Source organism: Enterococcus sp. DIV0756 (genome assembly GCF_051710745.1).
Lineage (GTDB): Bacteria > Bacillota > Bacilli > Lactobacillales > Enterococcaceae > Enterococcus_A.
Map to the genome: position 1 here is coordinate 1,394,151 of NZ_JBIOLF010000002.1, position 22,101 is coordinate 1,416,251.

The following is a 22,101-nucleotide window of genomic DNA, read 5'->3' on the forward strand; positions in this document are numbered from 1 at the left end:
GAGGAAAAGATTAATGAAAATGACAAAAATAACTAGATTTATTGCTTATGCGTGTTTAGCAGCTTCTGGCTCGTTAATCGGTGGTACGGTGTATGGATGGACAGGGGGAGTAGAAGATCCAAATACTGTGTATGATCAAGTCAGACAGAGTGAAGAAGCGATTGTTCCAGCGAATGGTGAATTTAAAACTTTTGATCCCACAAATCCTGACGGACCGGACCCAGAGAATCCGACGGACTGGATCGATGTGACTGTCCCAACGTCAACTGATTTTGCACAAACGGATGCTACTCCTTCTGGAATCGTGGCACCTATTTATAAAATCACGAATAATTCAGCGAAAGGTGTAAAAATTTCTGTAAAAGATTTTCAAGATTCCAACACGACAGAATCTGCAAAAGTGCCAGAACTAGGCTTAAGTATCGAAAATAAGAAGACTGGATTTAAAATTCCAGTTGTTGAAAATGGAAAGCCCAAGGTTTCTTTAACGGAGCTAGCAACATTGGCTTCTACTGGTGACGAGTTACCGTTTACTTATTCTGGAAATGTCGGTGCAGGGTTTCAATTTACAGATAACGCTGTAACTCCAAGCTACAGTTTGATATTGCAATTAGAAGCGATCGTTTAACAATGAAAACAAGGATATCTTTCATGGTGATTCTAGTTGCGGTAGGAACGCTTCTTTTTCCTAACGTTTGCTTTACTAAAACAGGGGAAGCAGCTATACCAGCGCAAGGGTATTTTATTAAAGAGAATAGAAAAAGCAAGCAGTTAAATTCTTCTATCCGTAGAAAGAATCAATCAGAAAAAAAGAAAATATTGCCACAACTAGGCGAAAAAGCGCACCACCGTTTGTTTTTAGTAGGCAGCTGTTTCGTCCTATTCTACTTAATAGTTTTCGTTAAAAGCTATCTAAAGAGGTGATAGTTTGAAGAAAAAACAAAGAAAAAATCGGATATTTCGACAAGCAAGATTATATGTCCAATCCAATTTTGTAGTTCAAGTGCGTATAGAGTGTCAAACAAAAGGTAGGGGAGAAGTTTGAAAAAAATGTTTAAGAGCTTTTTGGTTCTGACACTATTGACTCATGCAATGACCATTTCTCCCTATGTATTTGCCCAGAGTCAACCGATCCATGAACAAGAAACGGCAAAAATAGAGAAGCCTCATGATGAAGATGAGTCGTTGGATTCCCAGATAGGGGAGCAAGAAGCAGAAGGCGCTTTGGAAAATTCCGAAGTAGAGGCTATTCCTCCTTCCTTGCAAAAAGCCTCCAAAGTAGAAGATTCAGGCAAAGCTTCAGCCAACCTGCGATCATCTAGAATGGAGGGATATAACAGTATTGTAATTCCATACATCAATGCCAATACAGTTGATTATCAGTCAATCATTTCTCCATTAACGCAACAGTTCACAGGAACTATCGGGATCGGTACAAACGTGGGAGATAAATCGGCATTTTCCAACAGCAACCACAACGGGTTTCGACGGTTTTTTAGCTCCTCTGATGGTTATTTTGATTACTGGGTAACCGGTCGCCATTTTGCGACGGTCTCAAATTTTCGTTCCACCGCTTCAACACCTGGATTCAAGGGAATCTCTGGCGTGGGTTTTGGGACAAATGAGATCGAGATTGAACGGCTTTTATCACCAACAATACGCGATTCATATGAGTTGACTTTTGAACCACAATTAGAAGTGACGAAAATAGAAAGCTATTTAAGAGGTACACCTAATTTAGTAAATGTCGTGGATGGCTATCATACGTTTAAAGGAACAGAGCGAAAAGCCTCAGGCGAGATCTATATGTCTCCCCTAGAAATGAAGGTCAATGAAATCCCTTCTTTTGATTTAAGGTTAGGGTCTGATATGAGCAATGTAAGAAATATGATTAGTGACAGAATTGCTGTTTCAGTGGGAGGAATTCCCATTTCTAAAGAGGAGGTTGATCTATCTGTTATCAATAATCCGACAATCAATACAGTTGGTTCTCGTAGCATTGACTATACACTGAAGTGGAAGAAATCTTCAGAAGTTACGACTCAAGGAAAAGCCGATCTTAAATTCACTTGGGGTGATACGATTGCAGTGGGCGGTCTTGATAATGTACCACAGCGAACAACAGCGGCTTTTAGCCTTCACTCTGGAAGTTCGAAAAAGATCACTGTTGCACAAGGGAATAATGATGACAATTTGGCCATCCATCCTTATTTTTCAGGGGAAAAGTATTACAGCTTTGACTGGTTTAATATGGCTAATCTTGGCTCTGCTCACTTCTTTACTGCTAAAAAAGGCGACCAACATATGGAAGCAAAAGGAGAGGAACTGAAGCAAGAGGCCATGAAAAAATGGCGGGCACAAACGGTGAATACGGGAGATATCGTGAGAGCCTGGACCGCTGAAAATAAACAATATTTCATAGAGAATGAGCAACTTAAGATAGCAGACGCAGATAGCTACTATGAGATTACCGATCAAGGGTTTAAACGAGTAAACTTGAATCGCCTTGTACCGTCAAAGCAAACGATTAATTATGGAACCAGTAAAGCCGATCTGGATAAAAACATTGCTAATTATCTGGATACAAGCAGCTTCAGTAATCTTATAGCCAAAAAGTTTGTGACTTATCCGGATACAAGTAAACAAGGCGAGAGCAAAGGAACGATTCAAGTCGAAGAAACCACAAGTAGCGGAAAGAAACTAACTTACGATTATGAGGTTTCCTTTATGATTGATCGCTTGACCGCTAAAGGAAAAGAAGGTAGCAGCTTTTTAGGTCAGTCCTTAGAACAAATTGATTGGAAGAATTTTGTTCAAGATGTGCAGTTGAATGGGCAGAGCTTAAGTAAGGAAGCGTATACGACAACTTTACAGGATCCGTTAACGCTGGATACGATTGGGAAAAAAACGATCACTATTCGAGTAGCTTTGAAAAATGATCCAACAAATTTTGTCGATGTTGACAGTACGCTTGATGTTAAATGGGGGAATACAATCAAAATCGGAGGAATCGAACTTCAAGACTCCCCTGCAGAAGGCCGATCCGTCGCAGCCTTTACCTTCCAACCGGGTACAAAGAAACAAATTACCGTGACACAAGGGAATCAGAATGATAATAGTCAAATACATAATTCTTTCCCAGGAAAAAAATATTACAGCTTTGATTGGTTTGATTTAAAGAATTCTACCTCTATGCATTTTGAACCGAATAAAGCAGGAACTCAGCACCTCGAGGCAACGGGGGATGAGCAAAAGCAGACGGTTTTAAGTAGGTGGAAAAATCCAGAGGTAGCGGTAGGAGATGTGGTCCGCTCTTGGATGCTGGAAGAGAGACAGTATCTTTATGAGAACGAAATCCCCATCTCTCATGGTCGTGATAATTACTATGAGATTACTACTGGTGGGTTTAAACTATTACATCTGAATAAGCTGAAAGTTACCAAACAAACAGTAAATTTCGGGATGAGTCAATCTGAATTAGACGGACAGCTCAAAAATTACTTGGATACGAGCGATTACAGTAAAATTATAGTAAAAAAATTCGTGACCTATCCAGATACGAAAAAGCAAGGTGAAACAAAGGGGACTATTCAAGTAGAAGAAACAACTGCTAGCGGGAAAAAAGTGACGTATGATTATGACGTTCCATTTCAAGTAGAACAGCTATCGGCAAAAGAAAAGCCTGGAACAGGACGATTAGGGCAAACGGAATCAGAGTTTGACTGGGCTGATTTTGTTCAAAGCGTTCAGTTAAATGGACAAAGTTTAAATTCTGATGCCTACAAAGTGACGAAAAGAAATTCTCTTGTATTAGATACAATTGGAAAAAAGACGATTAATTTGCGCGTTGCTCTTGTTAACGACCCAACTATTTATATCGATCTAGACACCAATGTTGAGGTGAAATGGGGAAGCACTATTGCAACTGGCGGGCTGGATTATTCTCCATTAAGAACCACAGCTGCCTTTACACTCCGCCAGGATGGAAGGAAAGAAATTGTAATTTCCCAAGGAAATAGTCATGACAATCAAAGCATCCATCACTTTTTCAAGGACAATAAGTACTATAGTTTTGATTGGTTTAACCTAAAAGGAATATCCTCGTTTGCATTGACCTCCGAAAAAAAGGGGGATCAGCATTTAGAAGCCACGGGAAATGAGCTAAAACAAACAGCGATTAAACGTTGGAAGACACAACCAGTCACGACTGGTGATGTCGTTCGAGCTTGGGTGGCAGAAGATAAACAATATTTTATCGAGAATGAACAACAAAATAAAACACCATCAGACAGTTACTATGAAGTCACGGATCAAGGATTCAAAAAATTACATTTAAATCGCTTGACTCCAGTCAAACAAACAATAAATTATGCTCTCAGCAACAGTGAAATGGATAAACAACTCTCAAAATACCTAGATACGAGCAACTATTCTAAGTTAAAGGCTTTAAAGTTTGTTCGTTACCCCGATACCAGTAAACAAGGTGAAACGGATGGAGTCATTAGAATTGAAGAAACCACAGATAGTGGGAAAAAACTGACGTATGATTATACGATTCCCTTCACAGTAGAACGTCTTACGGCAAAAGAGAAACCCGGGACAATTAATTTAGGGGGATCAGTGAATCAGCAAAACTGGAAAGAATATGTTCAACGTGTTGAATTAAGCGGACAAACTATTCCTGAAGACGCGTATACAGTCACTTTGAAAAATCAGCCGTCCTTTGATACCATTGGCACGAAACAAGTAAAATTACAGGTGTCATTGGCAAAAGACCCCACGATTTTTTGTGATATTGAGGTTTCTATCAAAGTCAATTGGGGGAGTACGATCGCTCTTGGAGGATTAGATTATAGTGTAAAAAGAACCACTGCCGCATTTACCCTTCATTCTGGTAGCAAGCCCTTCATTAGTGCCGCTCAAGGGAATAGTAGCGAAAATTATGAAATTCATTTCTATTTCAAAGACAAAAAATATTATAGTTTTGATTGGTTTAATCTCAAGGTAACAAACCAATTTCATTTGGAGCCCACGAAATTGGGTGATCAGCATATTGAAGCAACCGGGAATGATAAAAAGCAAGACGTGCTAAAAAAGTGGCAAAAACAATCTGTCACTACAGGTGATGTTGTTCGGGCTTGGACAGCGGAAGACAAACACTATTTTATCGAAAATGAACAACAAAACAATTCCCATGCTGACAGTTACTATGAAATTACCGATCAAGGGTTTAAAAAATTGGCGATCAATCAATTAACTCCGAAGAAAGAACCCATTGATTTTAAACTCAGTCAAGAAGAACTGGATAAAAATAAAGGGCAATACTTAGATGCGAGCCAGTACAGTCATTTGAAAGTAAAAGAGTTCGTGAAGTACCCAGACACTAGTCAACAAGGGGAGAGCGAAGGCATTCTTCGGGTAGAAGAAACAACAACTAGTGGCAAAAAGCTAACCTTCGATTATAAAATTGACTTTATAGTAGATTCACCAAAAGCACCGACCGCAGAGGCAATAACTCAGATCATTACTCTTAATGGCTCATTGCCAACAGATGCGATGAAGACACTAACCAATATTCAGTACGATGGGGATATGACAGAGTTAAAGGCAACTTACACGAAGAAGCCAGATACTTCTGTGGTGGGGCCAGCAAAAGCTGAGGTAACGCTGGTCACTCCTGATGGCAAGAAAACAGTGATCTCAATTCCCGTATTTGTAAAGGATGAACAGACGGTAATAAAAAATGAGTATGCAATCCAGGCAACAGGTTTTACCCTTTATGACGGTGAAGTGTCCAAAGCAGAAGAAGCGAATGCGTTAAAGGAGCTTATTTTGAAAAAAAGTCTGGCAAAGGCATGGAATATCCACACTGGATCGGTCGAAACAAGCAGTTTGACAATCGCAACCACAGATATAGATGATCAGCCAGGTGTCTACAATGCGACTATAGGAATCAAGGATACGACAAAGGAACTGACGATAAACGTTGTGACAGATAGTGAAATGATTGATATGACTGTTCCTGTTGCGACAAAATTTGCAGGACTTGATGTAGATAACGGAAAAGTGAAATCACCAAAATATACCATAACAAACAATTCACCTAATGACGTTGATGTTGCGGTAAATGAAATTCGAGTTCGGTCAAACCCTTCTCAAATTCGTTTATTAAAAAGCCAAGAGTCTGATCCGTCTGGGCAAGAAAATTCTGCAAAGCTTTTTCTGAGACATTCGTTAGATGCAACAAAAACGAATCTGGATCTGATCAGCTCTACGCCGAATCAGCTAGTTTTTTCAATGGAATCAATGGAGAAAGGATTATTTTCTATCGACGGCAATTACTTTGGAGAGTTTTCTAATCCAAAACGTTTAGCCTTCGATATTATCTATTCCTTTCAAGTGAAGTTCTAATCACAAATCAAACACGGTGCTTAAGTGAAGGATTTAGGGATAGGAAATGAGTAGAACTTCAGAGAATTGTTTCTCAGGTCTTCTGTTTTTAACTTTATTTTACGGATGCTACTTATGAGTCATGGTTTATTTGCAACTAGGAGCTGGTCCAAAAGTCTAAAAAACTTTAGGTCTAGCTCCTTCATTATTAAAGTTGTTGAGAAAATTTATCCACGTTATGATACTCTATGGATAAAATTCTGAAAGAAAAAGGCGGTGCGATCAATGAAAATCCGATTCCGAAAGGTAGATGAAAGCAATTGGCGAGAAGTTGTTGCTCTTTCTGTTTCCAAAAAACAAAAAAATTTCATCGAAAGCAATGCGCAATCTTTGTTGGAAGCGGCCTATGATGTATCTTTTCACTGGCAGCCATTAGCGCTATATGATGAGACATGTTTAGTTGGCTTTGCGATGATCGGGGCCAAGCAGGGCAAAGAGATGTGGCTGGATCGTTTAATGATCGATGAAAAATTTCAAGGAACGGGGTATGGAAGCTTGTTTGTTCCTTTATTACTCAACTTTATGAACGAACACTATGGGGTGAATCGGATTTATTTAAGTGTGCATGATGAAAACGAGAAAATTATTCCCTATTATCGGCGTTTTGGCTTCATCGACAGCCAGCAATACGACCCAGAAAATGGGGAGCACATCCTCTATTTTGACATTTGATAAAAGTAGTGATTGCGTTTTTACTTGTTTGTTGCTAGAATGAGAGAAAATTATGAAGAACTTTTAGCAAAATCGCCGGGTTTTGTTTTGAGTAGCAGTCTACCCCTTAGGCCATTGGAGGGTAGGATGCTATTTTTTTGTGGAGGGATTCAAATGAATGAGATCAAAGGGTATGTGACACGAAGTGTTTTAAGTACATTGGGATTGTCCTTGTATATTTTGGCGGACACGTTTTTTATCGCCAACGGCGTAGGTGTACTAGGGTTAGCAGCCCTAAATATCGCCCTACCTGTATTCAATTTGCTGACAGGATTAGGATTGTTGCTGGGAATGGGAGGAGCCACACTTTTTACGCTTAAGGGGAGAAGTGGGAATTATTTTTCTCAGCTGTTGATTGTTGGAGGGGCCATCGGACTGTTTTTCACGCTCATCGGTGTCTTTTTCAGCCAGCATTTGGCGGTCTTACTGGGAGCTAGCGGAGCGACCGTGGATCTGACAGTCATGTACATGCGTTTTATTTTAGTAATGGCACCATTTTTTATTTTGAATAACTTATGCTTAGCGTTTATTCGAAATGATCAGAATCCTCAATTGGCGATGAAGGCGATGATCTGCTCAAGTATTTTCAACATTGTCTTTGATTATATTTTTGTTTTTCCAATGAACATGGGGATGGCGGGGGCAGCGTTAGCGACGGTTTTGTCGCCAATCCTTAGTCTGCTTATACTGAGTACCCATCGCAAGTTTTCAAAGCGTCAACTATCCTTAGGCTGGGCAAACCCCAAACTAAGAACGATTATTCAGAGTGTTCAGTTAGGTCTCTCTTCTTTTCTGGCAGAAATGAGTACGGGTGTAAGTATCTTAGTGTTTAATCAGGTGTTGATTGGCTTAGGAGGCGATATTGCGATCGCCGCTTATGGCGTGTTGGCGAATATTTTGGTAGTAGCTCTTTCCTTATTTACAGGGGTTGCGCAGGGAATTCAGCCGTTAATTAGCCGTGCTGTGAATAAAGACGACAAAGCGACGGTTCAAAAGATTTTGAACTTTGGGTTAAGAACCAGTTTTGCGATGGCAGTAATCTTGTATCTGCTGCTATTTTTCTTGAAATATCCGATCATTTCCGCCTTCAATCGAGAGAATAATCCAATGATGATTGAACTAGCGGCTTACGGCATACCGATTTTCTTCTTATCTTTATTCGGCTCTTCTTTTAATGTCGTTTTTAGCATCTTCTTTTCAGCGATTGGTCGAGCGAAGCAGGCTTTTGCGTTGGCTTTGTTCAGAGGCTATTTTTTCTTGATTCCTTTGGTTATTGTATTCGCCGGAATCTTGGGACTGACGGGCGCATGGATCAGTCTGCCGATAACGGAAGGATTGACGTTGGTGTTCTCGGTTTTCTTTTTACGTCAGTATGACAAGTCCAGTAAAAAAAGCTCATCGATAGAATCAGCATTATAATTATTGACTAATGATGAGTATGGACAGTCATATCTTACGCTCTATTTGTTGAATGAAATAAGTGTCTATACCTTTCGATCAATCATGTTCATTTTATTTTTGATCGAAGAAATTGTTAAATCCTAGATAGTCAAAGACTGCTGTTTGTCTGTTTAGGCAGAACAATAAGTGCTTTGATCCAATAGTTTAATAGAAGATAGTGGCTCATCGGTATGCCCGATGAGCCGTTTTTATGTCTTTTAAAGAGATTCTAGGTGAGAGTGATTTTTAAAGAAAGGGGTATTATTTCATCCAAACAAAAAGAGCTGTCATTTTTTTCAATTTTCTGGAAATATAAGAATTCTTATTTACTTTGCGGGAGCGCGGACCAAATGGGCAGTTTGGAAATATTTTAAAATAACAAATAATTACCGAGGTGAATTACAGATAATCGCTGCTACCAACGGACAATTCACTATTTGTTCACATAAACGTCATAATTCCTCTTTTTTTAAACAAGTAAATTTCATAACACAGTATAACGTAATCTTATTTTAAGGTGTTCCTAATTATTAATCGGTGTATCAGCTTCAACGTTCGTTATTTTCAAACAAGGTAATTGTTTGGAAAAACTATCCCTGTTAAATTTTCATTAACTTAAGTTAGCACAGAATATTTTTTCTGGTACCGAAAAAAATAGTTCAAATAAATTATTTTTAGGGGATGAAGAAATTGAAGAGGGATTATCGAAAGTTAATGGACCAAAAGGCGCGAGCAAAACGACGTTCGAGAAAATATATTTATGTAGGAACTTCTGTAGCAACCGGCTTATTGCTAAGCTTATCACCAGTTTCAATTGCCACACCGTTTTTTTCAACGCACTCAAATCAAGTGTACGCAGCACTAATTGATGGACAATTATTTAGTAGTTTGAACTCTTCCAATTCAAGTGGGACAACGGCAGCCAGTCCTTTTACGATTGAAAATGCTATTCGAAATGTAGATTTCACTATTTCAGCCAATAGCGGGATTGATCTAAGTGTTGTTCCAGGAAATCGCCTCGCGGTTCTTGCAATTCCAGAGGGTCTTCGCGGACACACCGTTCCTAATGGAGCAGGAATGGTTTCAACAACTATTTTACTTCCTGAAAATGGGTTAGCGCCACTAATTTCAGTAGTTGATGGTGCCACCACAACTCTGATCAACTCAATTAATGGATTGATTAATTCAAATCCTTTGTTAAACATCAATTTGGATGAGGTTTATGCGCAACTGAATCGCTTAGAAAGTTTAAGCAACTTGACTGCAGCTGATGTAGCTTTACAATTGCAGGCTCAGGGAGATCAATATATCTACGGCGATCTTGATGGTGTTTTAGAGACAATTATTCGAGAAAACGTTACTGAAATACTAAATGATCTGAACAATGCGGTACAGGCACTGACGATTACAGGAACTGGAGCGGGACTCTTGAACCAAACCTTAAACTTAACGATCAAGCCTGTTTTTAATGCAACATTTGCTACAGCGCGAACATTGGTAGATGTCGCTTCAACTTTAATCGGGGATCTCGTGGATGCAAGCGTTTTAGGAGAAACGACAGTAACGATTCCCACAACAATTTCTGATCCGTTACCCCAAGAGTTAATCAGCCAAGGAATCGACTTAGCCAATCCTTATGAAGCTGGTTTTCTAGCCACAATTGTAAAAGCAAATGTTCTTTCGATTAATATTGCTTCGGAAAATGATGGCTATACACCGATATTCTATAAAGCGGCTACTGTTACTGCGCCATATGATGTAGCTGTTACAGGAAATTCATCAAGTGGCTATGAAGTAACCGGATATGCTGATCCAAATACTACCGTGAGAATTTATAAAGATGACGTACAAATTGCTGAAGGAACAACGGATGAAACAGGTAAATTCACGATCCCCGTTTCTGCAGATGACGTAGACGCATTAGATGAAATTGAATTGATTGCTTACGATCAAAACAACACCCCAAGTTTACCGACACCTGCAATCATTCCAGACGATGACGAAACAGACGCCGATGCCGATGCTGACGCGGATGCTGACGCCGATGCGGATGCTGACGCCGACGCCGATGCCGACGCGGATGCCGATGCCGATGCTGACGCCGATGCCGACGCGGATGCTGATGCGGATGCTGACGCGGATGCCGACGCGGATGCCGACGCGGATGCTGATGCGGATGCTGACGCGGATGCCGACGCGGATGCTGATGCGGATGCTGACGCTGATGCAGATTCCGACGCGGATGCTGATGCTGACGCCGATGCGGATGCGGATGCCGACGCGGATGCTGACGCTGATGCTGACGCCGATGCGGATGCGGATGCCGACGCGGATGCCGATGCTGACGCTGATGCTGACGCCGATGCGGATGCTGACGCTGATGCCGACGCGGATGCCGATGCTGACGCTGATGCTGACGCCGATGCTGACGCGGATGCCGATGCCGATGCGGATGCTGACGCCGACGCCGATGCCGACGCGGATGCCGATGCCGATGCTGACGCTGATGCTGACGCCGATGCGGATGCTGACGCTGATGCCGACGCGGATGCCGATGCTGACGCTGATGCTGACGCCGATGCGGATGCTGACGCGGATGCCGATGCCGATGCGGATGCTGACGCGGATGCCGATGCCGATGCGGATGCGGATGCTGACGCCGATGCGGATGCTGACGCTGATGCCGACGCTGATGCAGATTCCGACGCGGATGCTGATGCTGACGCGGATGCTGACGCTGATGCAGATTCCGACGCCGATGCCGACGCTGATACTGACAGAGGGATTCCTTTAATGGCGAACAATCCAGGGACACCGCCGACAACTTCTGCAGGAGGGTATAGTGCTAGCGGTTCAGGAAGCGTTGGAAGTGGTAGAACGAGTTACGCTGGAAGTGCGAAACAATATCCAGCAACTGGGGATGATACAGACAATTCTCTGACAGCATTAGGTGCATTGGCTGCCTTCTTCTCTGGTATTGGTATCTGGAAGCTTAGAAAAACAAAGAAAGAAGACTAAAAAATGAATTGATGAAGAGGTTTCCCTCTTCATCAGTCTTTTATGAGGTGGTAAAATGTCTATTCAACTAATTGAAAAGAAATTCCAAGTAGTGAAAGAGCTGCTTAGTGAGCTGAAATCAATAAGTGTGAGTCCGATGCTAATTCTAAGTATTGGTCATTCAACGGAGCGCAGCCAGGTATTAGAGTTCCATGGAAAGAATTATCAAAGCGTTTGGAGCGACTTTTTATCATATTATAAAAGAAAACACCTCGAAGACGTTCCATATTTTCGGATTGATATTGTAACAGAAGAAAAGCGCGTCACGTTTCAAAACTTAAAAGAATTAATCACTAGTATAAAACGAAACAACTACGGAGAGTTCAACTTCCGGGTGGAGGGAAAAAAGAAGCGGAGCTTTCTAATGGAAGAGCTAGCGGGAAATGCTATCTTGAAACCGAGTAAGGAACATAAGGTCGGACGAAATCTTCCGCAACTTTCAATTGATGAGCAAAATTATCGCGGCTATTTGAAAAGAAAATACGGGATAAGAAATGGCAAGGTAGCTGAGTTAGAAAATGTGCCGTTATTTTTGTTTAAAACGAAGGCTTTCTACTTTGAAAAAGATCTAGTATTGCCGTTGGTTGATTATGGGAACGGAAATCGTGTTCGCGCCGTCTCTGTTCAAAATTTAAAGGCAATGACTGATTTAGTAATTGCACAGGGGAGTGACTATTTAACCCGCCAATTAACAGAAACTGGACAGTTTATTTACGGTTATTTTCCATGCTATGACCAAAGAATAAAAGGCTATAATTCGGTTCGTCATTTTTCTTCATTGTATGCGTTAGCCGAGGCTGCTGACTATACGCAGGATAAAAAAGTGTGGCAGTTGCTTACCAAGTGTATGCAATGGGGGATTCGCAATTTAACTTCTGAGGTGTCAGGCTACCTTTTAGTGAAGGAACCGTTAAGTACAAGTGTCGAATACAAGCTCGGCGCCCAAGCGACAGCGATCTTGGCGATTGCTAAATACAGTGAAGTAACGGGTGATCGACAATTTGATCCGATCTTAAAACGGTTGATTGTTGCTGTAACTGATAATTTTGTCACTAATGAGAATCGGACCATTCATGTGTTGAATGAGCAATTAGGGATCAAGGAAGAATTTAGAATTGTTTATTATGATGGCGAAATCCTTTTTGCGCTGCTTCGGGCTTATGGTATTTTCAAAGAAGCGAAGATCATGCGAATTTGTGAAGACCTCATGAATCGATTTATCGCTGATGGCTACGAAAAATTTCATGATCACTGGTTGAGCTATGCAACCAATGAACTGCTGATTTATAAGGAAAAGAAGCAGTATTATCAATTTGGGCTGGATAATGCACTTGGTAATATTCGCTTTATTGAAAAGCGTGACACGGCATATCCAACAATGCTGGAGTTATTAGTGGCGGCCTCTAAAATGGTTGAAAAATTAGCGACAAGTGAATTCAAATCATCGCTTTTTGAACGTCCAGAAGAATTTCTCGAGGTTAAAAACAGAATCGATTTAGTCATGAAAAAAAGAGTGCAGCATGAAATCACGACTGGTGTCATGTTCCCAGAATTTGCGCAATTTTTTAAGCAGCCACAAACGATTCGCTATGGTTTTTTTGCTCGCCACGACCGTTTTAGAATGAGAATCGATGATGCAGAGCATTTTTTATCCGGTTTAATTAATTATCGACTTCATGAACCGGAGGAGGTCCGTTCAACTACTCCCAGTTAAGCAAGAGGGAGATACGCAAAGTTGAATACCTGTTATCAAAAACACTATTGTTGAATGATACACGTCATTCGAATCGTACTAATTTTTCTAATTTTTCGAATAAGGAGGAATGAGCATGGTAGGGACGATTCGCTTTATCGCGCTAATACTTATTGCACTATCTTACTTCCTTATGCGTTTGCGGAAGAAGAACAAACACAATGAGGTTTCACAAAAGGACGAGCTGAAAAATTTCCAAAAAAATGAAGAAGGGTTTTACCCTTGGGAGATTGATACAGATGACTCACCAGAACGGATTCCAGCAAATGCGAAACGCTACGTGAATAAAGCGAGATTGAAACGAGGAAGATGGTAGAAAGAAGTAAAAAAGGGAGATTGGAAACCAGTCTCCTTTTTCATGTTCAAAACCGCAAATAGAAATGATAAACTGGTAAAAAGCGAAAAATCGAAATACGACGCTTTAAAGTTTACATAATATATTTATTTAGTCTACGCTGTATTTTTGGCTTGAACTAAGTCTGAATCATGGAAAAGAGGGATTTTTTGAATAAGCAAAAGCTTATGGGCATATTACTGCTATCGTTGGTTATTTTAATCAGTATGGTTTCATTTGAAGTAACCGAAACATGGATGTTTACTATAATGATCTGCGCCGTCGCACCTGTTTGTATGCTGATCTATGATAAATTTATCAATCAGAATAAAAGAGTCGTCCATTATTTGGGCTGCCATCGTTGATCTATTTATTACTGTGTTTTGAAAATGGATCCATTCATGTTATCCCATTTCTTTCTCTGATACTTATTTTCTTCATCGTCTTTGTAACAGGGATTATAGAACCAATGAAATCACACTGGAAGATCTAGTATAGACGTTTTATTTTATGCCGATGAAAGAGCAGCAATCCAGACATAATTTACTAAAAAATGGACGAACCTACACTTTCAATCGAAAGAAATAAGTTCGTCCATTTTTTATTATGAAAACAGCTGCATTAAGAATCCAGAGATAATCAACACAATTGCGCCGCCTAAACGGTTCCCCATTTGAGCAAAGGCGATTAATTCCATGCGATTTGCGGCAGATAACACAGCAACATTACCGGTTCCGCCCATCGAGTTGTTACATAGACCAGCAGTAATGGTTGATTCGATAGGATATAGCCCAAATAGACGGCCAACGAATCCAGAAACCAATGAAATAACGACCACACTGGTTAAACATAAAACAACAAATTGCCAAGTCAATGCAGACGCTAGAACGTTCAAGTTTAATAACGCGATACCAATACCAGCCAACACAGCAGCAGTAAGGTTTTTGACGATCAAGTTGTTGAACATGATCGCCGCATCTTCATAGTATTCAGGTAAGATATTGGTGATTTTACAAATCACTACGATGATGATCATGAAAGCATAGGCATGGATCTTTGGAACGAAGAAGTTACAGATTTGACCTAAAATAAAGAAGGTCAAGGCAACCATCAATCCAACACCTAGTTGAGCAATATCCGGTTTGACTTCGCGAGGTTTGCCATCGCCAAGATCGCCTTTTTCCATCAACTTGCCATTACCATTTAATTTTGGCAATGATTGTCCCGCACGTGCAACCAACGCAGCCCCAATGATGGCTAAAACGTTGGTCATGGCAGTTGCAGGAATCAAACGAGAAATGATCGATGAGGCATCGGTTCCTAAAACATGGGCATAAATCGTTGATAAAGGAACAGCGCCAGCACCGACACCGCCAGCCATTGCAGGCAATGAGATGTATAGAACGGAATTCGCAAAACCGTTCCCGATCAGCATACCAACCAATCCGACAGCAAAGAAGGAAACGACCATCGAAATAAGTGCGACAGGAATAAAGCGAACAGAAGCTTTCATCAATAATTTACGGTTCATCCCAAGGATACTACCAGTGATCAAAGCCGCGATATAAAAGTCTAAAAAGCCCATATTGCTGACAAAATTTTGCGTTGATTTCACGACTTCAGCAGGTAAGATACCAAAGGTTGCGATTGCTGCAGAAGCGAAGATCGCAAAGACGGAACCGCCGCCTAGATAGCTTTTGACGATTGGAATTTTGTTGCCGATAAAATGGAATAAGTTCCCAAAAATAACTAGAATAGCGATCGGTCCGATCATGTTGGTCGGTAATTTGCCTAAAGCCATCGCTACGATCAAGACAACGACCATGATCAAATAGATCGGCAGGCTAACACCCGTGATTTTAGTTGACCAGAAGCTGGTCTTTTTTTCTTCAACTGGCATCGCAGTTGTTGATTCTTTTTGTGCCATTTTTAAAAGATCCTTTCTTTAGTAAAACAGTGTTGAATCCATAAAAATGGGGAGTAGAGCAGTATCTACTCCCTCATTTTAGAGAGTTGTTTCTATATATAAGCTAATCCGATTTAGGGGAAGGAGAGGGATGGATTAGTCTTGGTATTCTGGAAGCCATTTAGCCGCTTCAACCGCTGATTTGACATCCGTAATTTCTTCACGGTTCAATTTTTGGTCAACGACTGATTTCACAACCGTTTCAGCGATGATTTGAGAGAACTCCGTCAATTTAGCAACTGGAGGCAAGATAGATGCACCTGGTTTTGTCACATCGACGATTCCACCTAGCGCACGACTTGCTTGAGAAATAATTTCATCGTTTACCCGAGTTGAAGTTGAAGCGATTAAGCCTAAACCAAGTCCTGGGTACATTAAGGCATTGTTGGCTTGACCGATTTGGTAAGTTACGCCTTTGTATTCCACGTCAGCAGCAGGGATTCCTGTACCGATCAAGGCTTTTCCGTCCGTCCATTCGATCAAATCTTTCGCTGTAGCTTCTGCTAATTTTGTTGGATTTGATAACGGCATAATGATCGGACGAGCAGTGTGAGCCGCCATTTCCTTGACGATAGTTTCACTGAAAGCACCTGGTTGAGTTGACGTGCCGATCATGATGGTTGGATGAATTTCTTTTACAACGGCTTCTAAGTTTGTTAATTCTTCGCTGTTGGTAAATTCAGCACGTTTTCTAGCAAATGGAATTTGTCCAGGTGTTAAGCCTTCTGTATCTTCAAACAACAAGCCTTGTTTATCGACTTGATAAAAGTGTTTGCGTGCTTCTTCTTCAGGTGTTCCTTGGCGAACCATTTCCTTTAATAGAATGTTGGCAATACCAACGCCGGCAGTCCCAGCACCGAATGTCAGGATGGTTTGATCTTTCAAGGCTTCACCAGAAATGTTCAATCCACCTAATACACCAGCAAGAACAACGATACCAGTACCTTGGATATCATCATTGAAGGTCGTGATTTTGTCTTGATATTTTTCTAAAATATTTGCTGCATTGCCGCGGCCGAAGTCTTCCCAGTGTAAGAGCAACTCAGGGAAAAGATCTGTCGCTGCTTCAACGAATTGATCGATGAAGTCGTAGTAAGTGTCGCCAGTCACACGAGCATGACGGTTTCCTAAGTAAAGTGGGTTGTTCAATAATTCTTCGTTATTCGTACCAGCATCGATGGAAACAGGTAAAACTTGTGCAGGGTTGATCCCAGCAGCAGCAGTGTAAACCATTAATTTACCGATGGCGATATCCACACCGTTGACACCCCAGTCGCCCATACCTAAGATCCCTTCTGCGTCAGTCACAACGATCAAACGAATGTCACGGCCGTCAGCAGCGTTTTTCAAGCTGTCTTTGATACTTTCTGGATCATCAATGGATAAGAAAGCAGCATCTTGTGGTTCAACGAAAATTTCGTTGTATTGTTCGATTGAATCCGCAACGACTGGATCGTACACGATTGGCATGAATTCAACTAAATGTTGGCCCATCAATTTGTAAAATAATGTCCGGTTGGTATTAAACACGTTCATTAAGAAAATGCGTTTTTCCAAATCTGATGGTTTGCTTAAATATTGTCCGTAAGCTTGAACGGCTTGTTGTTCTAATGTTTGGACGGTGCTAGGCAGCATCCCTGTGATTCCGTATTTTGTCCGTTCTTCTTTAGTAAAGGCTGTTCCTTTATTTAAAAAGGGGTTGTTTAATAAATTTAAACCTGTAAGCATAAATAAATCCTCCTAAATTTTGATTGCTTACGCAGTATAAAAGGAGAGGGAAAGTATAGTCAAAACATTGGGTAACGATAAATTTTGTTTATATGAGGAGGCTCGTTTAAAAATCGCGGATGACAATTATCCTGATGAATGAATAATAGAAAGGGCTTCATGATTAGGGTATACTTAATGTAATAAGATGAATGGTGGTTGTTTGAGTCGCAGAAGTTCCCCGCGACATTTGGAAGGAGGAGAGGTTATGTTAATCGGTGGAGTCAGTTGTTTGCTATTATTTCTGGTTTTGTTAATTGCTCTTTTATTTTCTGTTTTACAGCGGTTTGATGAGTTGGTAACGCGCAAAGTGATTGCTTGGCGGCGTCCCTTTGCCACTCGGATCATGCTCTTTTTCACCAAGCTTGGAACAGCCACGGGGGTGGTGATTGTTATTGGTGCATTGGCTTTTGTCCCGCCATTTCGCTCAGCAATTCTGAAACCAGCGGGTTTATCTTTGGCCCTTAGCTGGGGACTGGCCTATCTCATCAAGCGTTTGATCAAGCGCCCGCGTCCAGATGGACAACGATTAGTCGAGGAAGTGGATGCCAGTTTTCCTAGCTTCCATGCGACATGTTCTGGGGCCCTTTATTGCTGCATCGCACTTGGCGGAGGAGCTGTTTATCCGCAATTCCTACCATTATTAGTGATAGCTTGTCTAGTGATCGCTGGAATGATTGGCTTTTCTCGTGTGTACTTAGGCATTCATTATTTATCTGATGTGGTAGGCGGTTGGCTATTTGGCACAGGAATCTCACTGATTATGCAGTGGTGGTTGCCTATTTATGGGTGAAGTGCGTTTTCGACCATCTTTAAGGTTGCGTTAAGGTGATTTGTTAATTGCTGAAAGGTTCGCTTGATAAGATACCTCCATAATAAAAAATGGGAGGTACAGTATGAAACATTTTTTTGCGTTATTCTTTTCTTTCTTGCTTGTGTTGCAGTCGCCGATAGCCACTCAGGCAAAAACGTCTTCGGAGGATTCCACTACGAAAAAAACAATACAGAAGAAGACCACTTTGCCGCCTGTAAATGGGATACAAGAAAAAATTGAAGCCTATATTAAAGAACATGAAGATACGGCCGCTTCCGTAGCGGTGTCCGTGTTTGAAAAACAAAAGACGATCGTCTCATTACATCACGGAATGACAAATATCGCTGATAATGTGAAAAGTAATCAGGACACCGTATACGAATGGGGCTCCGTCACCAAGCTATTGACGTGGGTTAGCATTATGCAGTTGGCTGAACAAGGGGAGATCAACCTTACAGATGACATTTCGGACTATCTGCCAGACGGATTTCTCACCAAATTGACCTATGACAAGCCAATCACTTTTCTTCACTTGATGAACCATCAAGGTGGATGGCAGGAAACGACGATTGATATTGAAACGAAAAATATAGACGAGGTAGTATCGCTAAAAACTGCTTTGAACCGTAGTGAACCACCGCAAATATATGAACCGGGCACTACCTATGCGTACTCCAATTGGGGCTGTGCTCTTGCGGGGTTTATTGTCGAGAACATCAGTGGAATGCCCTTCCATGAGTATGTAAAACAGCATATTTTTCTTCCTCTTGGAATGGCGCACACTTCTATGGATCCTACCCTTGCTGATAACAAATGGGTCTATCAACAGAGGCGCCTGTTAAATTGCTATTATATCGACGAAGATACCGTTGAAGATTATGGCACATGCATTCGTCATGTACTGTTGTATCCGGCAGGAATGGCCACGGGAACCCTTGCTGATATGACAATGTTTGCAAAAGCATTGCTTCCAGACACAGAAGGAAAGTCCCCTTTATTTAAGCAAGCCAAAACGCTTGAGCAGATGATTACTCCGTCATTGTTTTATGGTGACTCCAGTCAACCGCGAGTCAGCCACGGATTTTTGAATACGCAATATGGGGTGAACACAATCGGTCATCCGGGAAATACGGCAGGGTGTACGGCGAATCTAGTACTTGATCCTGCATCTGGTCGCGGAGCGGTGGTTATGGCAAATCAGGTAGGTGAAGTTACTTTCAACTCGGGACTCATGCCCCTTGTTTTTGGTTCTATCCAGCAGGAAAAAAGCGCGACTCTGCCACCTGTTAATTCATTGGCAGGATACTATCTTTCCACACGAACCTTCAATGTTGGGGTGCTGCGTATTCTGCGTATTTTGGGGCAAGGTGAATTACTCCCGCTTATGAAAACTGGCGACTCTGATACGCTAAGTGTTGCGCTGACTGACAGTGAGGTTCGACTCATTGACTCAAATAGGCTAGATGTATTGGGGCTGCAGATGTTTGTTTATGAGGATGAGCACGGCACCACACATCTACAAAATTACAGTCATGATTATGTGAAGCAAAACACGGGGCTTTTTTGGGTTCAAGTTGGGCTAATCATCCTGATACCGGTGGGTGTTATCTATTCATTGATCGCTCTTTTGGTTCGGCTGATTGTGTTTATCATCAGGAAAAGAAAGAAGAAGGAGAATTCCCCTTCAAGAATCGACAAGCTCCAGCTACTTGTTCATTTGGCAATCATAGCAATCGGTATATGCTTTTATCAGATCATCATGGCGGATTCGTATACAGTTTCAACTATGTGGCTACCATGCAGCCTGTCTGCGTTATTTGCCCTAATTCCTATCGGATATGCGATAGCGGCTTTAGCCAACAGAAACAAATTAAAATCTGGCCGTCTGCACAAAATCAATTGTGTCGTAACTGCCATTGTCGGTTTACTCATGACATTCAATGTGATTTACTGGCAAACATTTTATTTTTGGGCGTAAACGCCATGTGAGGTAGAGAGATGAAAAAAAATATTTTAATTGTTGACGACGAAGAGGATATTCGCGACTTGATGCGCTTGTATTTAGAGAAACATGGGTATGAGGTACTGGAGGCAGCTAATGGTGTGGCGGGGCTTGACCGCTTGGCAGAACATGCTGTAGATTTGACTATTATTGATATCATGATGCCACTAATGGATGGCTACAAAATGATAGCCGAGCTCCGAAAAGACTACGACATTCCGGTCATTGCTCTCAGTGCGAAAGGGTTAGGGCATGAGAAGATTTTGGGCCTAGATTTGGGAGCCGATGATTATGTGGTGAAGCCGTTTGATCCACTGGAGGTATTGGCTCGTGTCAATGCTCATTTGCGCAGAAGGGCAAATGGGGCAGAAGAGGTAAAAATGATAGCCATTGGCAAGCTTCAATTGAATTTGCATTCATGTACTCTTTTGCATAATGGCGAGGAGATCGAATTGACCTCCACGGAATTTAAAATGATGAAACTATTCGCAGAAAATCCTAGATGCGTTTTTACCAAACAGCAGATTTACGAAGCTGGTTGGAATAGTGCTTCGGTGGTGGATGATAATACCGTAATGGTTGCCATAAGTAAATTACGTGGCAAGCTTCAAGTGACTCAGGATGTTTCGATAAAAACGATTCGTGGTCTTGGGTACAGGCTGGAGGTGGACAGATGAAAAAAAGTATTCAGGGACAAGTAATGTACTGGTTTGTACTTATTTCCGTAGCCCTTCTTTTTGCTATAATTCCTCTGGACTTGCTCAGTGGCTGGTTACTAGAAAGCATTGGAGAACGGTTTAGCCTCCCCTATGACATTTCTTTTTCTGAGATGCCACGAAACGCGCAATTGATGGTGAGCGGGATGTTTATTTGCTGGGGTGGAGCAACTATTTTGCTATATGTCGGTGGAATTTACTTCTTCGGTAAAAAGATACTGAAAAAAATTATGAGACCTGTCGATGAAATTGTAAATGGTCTCTCCAGTATTACAGGTGGAAACTTGACACAGAGACTTGACTTTGATGCTGAGAATGAATTTTTAGTAATGAGAGATTCCTTTAACCAGATGGCAGAAAGGCTTGAACAAACGGAACAAGAAAAAAAACAGCTTGAGCTAGAGCGAATGCAGCTTTTTTCTAATATTGCACACGATCTCAAAACCCCTGTAACGACGATTGTCGGATATGCGGGTGCGCTAGTTGACGATGTTGTTGATAGCCCTGACAAGCAAAAACAATATCTCAGGTCAATCAAGCAAAAAGCGCTTCATGTCAATCAAATGATCGAACAGCTATTCGATTATTCTAAAATGGAAACTAAGGATTATGAGCTAAATAGGCGTGATACAGATGTTGTGGAATTGACTCGTTCAGCCTGTGCTCAGCTTTTTGGCGAGTTTGAAGAGAGGCAAATGGAATTGACATTGGAAATACCAGAAAAGCCGCTCATGGCAACTATTGATCGGATGGAGCTTTCACGTGCTGTCAATAACTTGCTGATCAACGCCATAAATCATAATCCGACCGGAACCATTGTCCGGGTTGAAATGAGTGAATCCGAAGAAGCCTTTCAAATCTGTATATCAGATAATGGGTCTCCTATCCCAACTGAAATTCGCGAAACCCTTTTTGAGCCTTTCGTGCTAGGAGATGTTTCGCGTAATTCAAAAAATGGGAGTGGGTTAGGGCTCTCTATTGTAAAAAAAGTAGTCATGTTGCATCAAGGCACGATCACACTTGTAGCTCCTTCGTCCCCATATAGTAAGAAATTCACTCTGGAAATCCCCAAATAGCAATCCTCTAACAAC

Annotated in this window: 14 protein-coding genes; 12 read left to right on the plus strand and 2 right to left on the minus strand. The window is 41.4% G+C overall.

Features of this window, described 5'->3' with window-relative positions; all coding sequences use genetic code 11:
* The first annotated feature begins 13 nt into the window (after positions 1-13).
* From IGI44_RS23030 to IGI44_RS23065, 8 genes are all read left to right on the plus strand, one after another.
* The gene (locus IGI44_RS23030; protein WP_438790239.1) at positions 14-628 is read left to right on the plus strand and encodes a hypothetical protein; all 615 of its coding nucleotides are present in this window, start codon (positions 14-16) and stop codon (positions 626-628) included.
* 422 nt (positions 629-1,050) lie between these two features.
* Positions 1,051-6,411, plus strand: coding sequence for a hypothetical protein (locus tag IGI44_RS23035; RefSeq protein WP_438790240.1), 5,361 nt, complete (start codon positions 1,051-1,053; stop codon positions 6,409-6,411).
* Positions 6,412-6,675: 264 nt separating this feature from the next.
* Positions 6,676-7,122 (plus strand): GNAT family N-acetyltransferase, encoded by a 447-nt coding sequence (locus IGI44_RS23040; protein ID WP_438790241.1) that lies wholly within the window; start codon positions 6,676-6,678, stop codon positions 7,120-7,122.
* 153 nt (positions 7,123-7,275) lie between these two features.
* Positions 7,276-8,580, plus strand: a complete 1,305-nt coding sequence (locus IGI44_RS23045) for an MATE family efflux transporter (RefSeq protein ID WP_438790242.1) — start codon at positions 7,276-7,278, stop codon at positions 8,578-8,580.
* A gap of 711 nt (positions 8,581-9,291) precedes the next feature.
* Complete coding sequence (locus tag IGI44_RS23050; RefSeq protein WP_438790243.1) at positions 9,292-11,619, plus strand: adhesive domain-containing protein; 2,328 nt, start codon at positions 9,292-9,294, stop codon at positions 11,617-11,619.
* Between the two features lie 55 nt (positions 11,620-11,674).
* Complete coding sequence (locus IGI44_RS23055; RefSeq protein WP_438790244.1) at positions 11,675-13,372, plus strand: hypothetical protein; 1,698 nt, start codon at positions 11,675-11,677, stop codon at positions 13,370-13,372.
* A 115-nt stretch (positions 13,373-13,487) separates the two neighbouring features.
* Positions 13,488-13,727: a hypothetical protein gene (locus IGI44_RS23060; protein ID WP_438790245.1), complete on the plus strand. Its 240-nt coding sequence runs from the start codon at positions 13,488-13,490 to the stop codon at positions 13,725-13,727.
* A gap of 188 nt (positions 13,728-13,915) precedes the next feature.
* Positions 13,916-14,110, plus strand: a complete 195-nt coding sequence (locus IGI44_RS23065) for a hypothetical protein (protein WP_438790246.1) — start codon at positions 13,916-13,918, stop codon at positions 14,108-14,110.
* Positions 14,111-14,349: 239 nt separating this feature from the next.
* On the opposite strand, the gene IGI44_RS23070 is transcribed toward IGI44_RS23065, so the two are convergent.
* On the minus strand, positions 14,350-15,672 hold the full coding sequence (locus IGI44_RS23070; protein WP_438790247.1) for a 2-hydroxycarboxylate transporter family protein: 1,323 nt from the start codon (positions 15,670-15,672) through the stop codon (positions 14,350-14,352).
* A gap of 135 nt (positions 15,673-15,807) precedes the next feature.
* Complete coding sequence (locus IGI44_RS23075) at positions 15,808-17,439, minus strand: malolactic enzyme (protein WP_438790248.1); 1,632 nt, start codon at positions 17,437-17,439, stop codon at positions 15,808-15,810.
* Positions 17,440-17,686: 247 nt separating this feature from the next.
* On the opposite strand from IGI44_RS23075, the gene IGI44_RS23080 reads away from it, so the two are divergent.
* The 4 genes from IGI44_RS23080 to IGI44_RS23095 all read left to right on the plus strand — a co-directional run bounded on the left by IGI44_RS23080 (position 17,687) and on the right by IGI44_RS23095 (position 22,086).
* Entirely contained in the window at positions 17,687-18,271 is a 585-nt protein-coding gene (locus IGI44_RS23080) for a phosphatase PAP2 family protein (protein WP_438790249.1), read from the plus strand.
* 103 nt (positions 18,272-18,374) lie between these two features.
* The gene (locus tag IGI44_RS23085; RefSeq protein ID WP_438790250.1) at positions 18,375-20,270 is read left to right on the plus strand and encodes a serine hydrolase domain-containing protein; all 1,896 of its coding nucleotides are present in this window, start codon (positions 18,375-18,377) and stop codon (positions 20,268-20,270) included.
* Positions 20,271-20,290: 20 nt separating this feature from the next.
* Entirely contained in the window at positions 20,291-20,971 is a 681-nt protein-coding gene (locus tag IGI44_RS23090; RefSeq protein WP_438790251.1) for a response regulator transcription factor, read from the plus strand.
* On the plus strand, positions 20,968-22,086 hold the full coding sequence (locus IGI44_RS23095; protein WP_438790252.1) for a HAMP domain-containing sensor histidine kinase: 1,119 nt from the start codon (positions 20,968-20,970) through the stop codon (positions 22,084-22,086). Before IGI44_RS23090 ends, IGI44_RS23095 begins: the two co-directional genes overlap by 4 nt.
* Positions 22,087-22,101 lie beyond the last annotated feature (15 nt).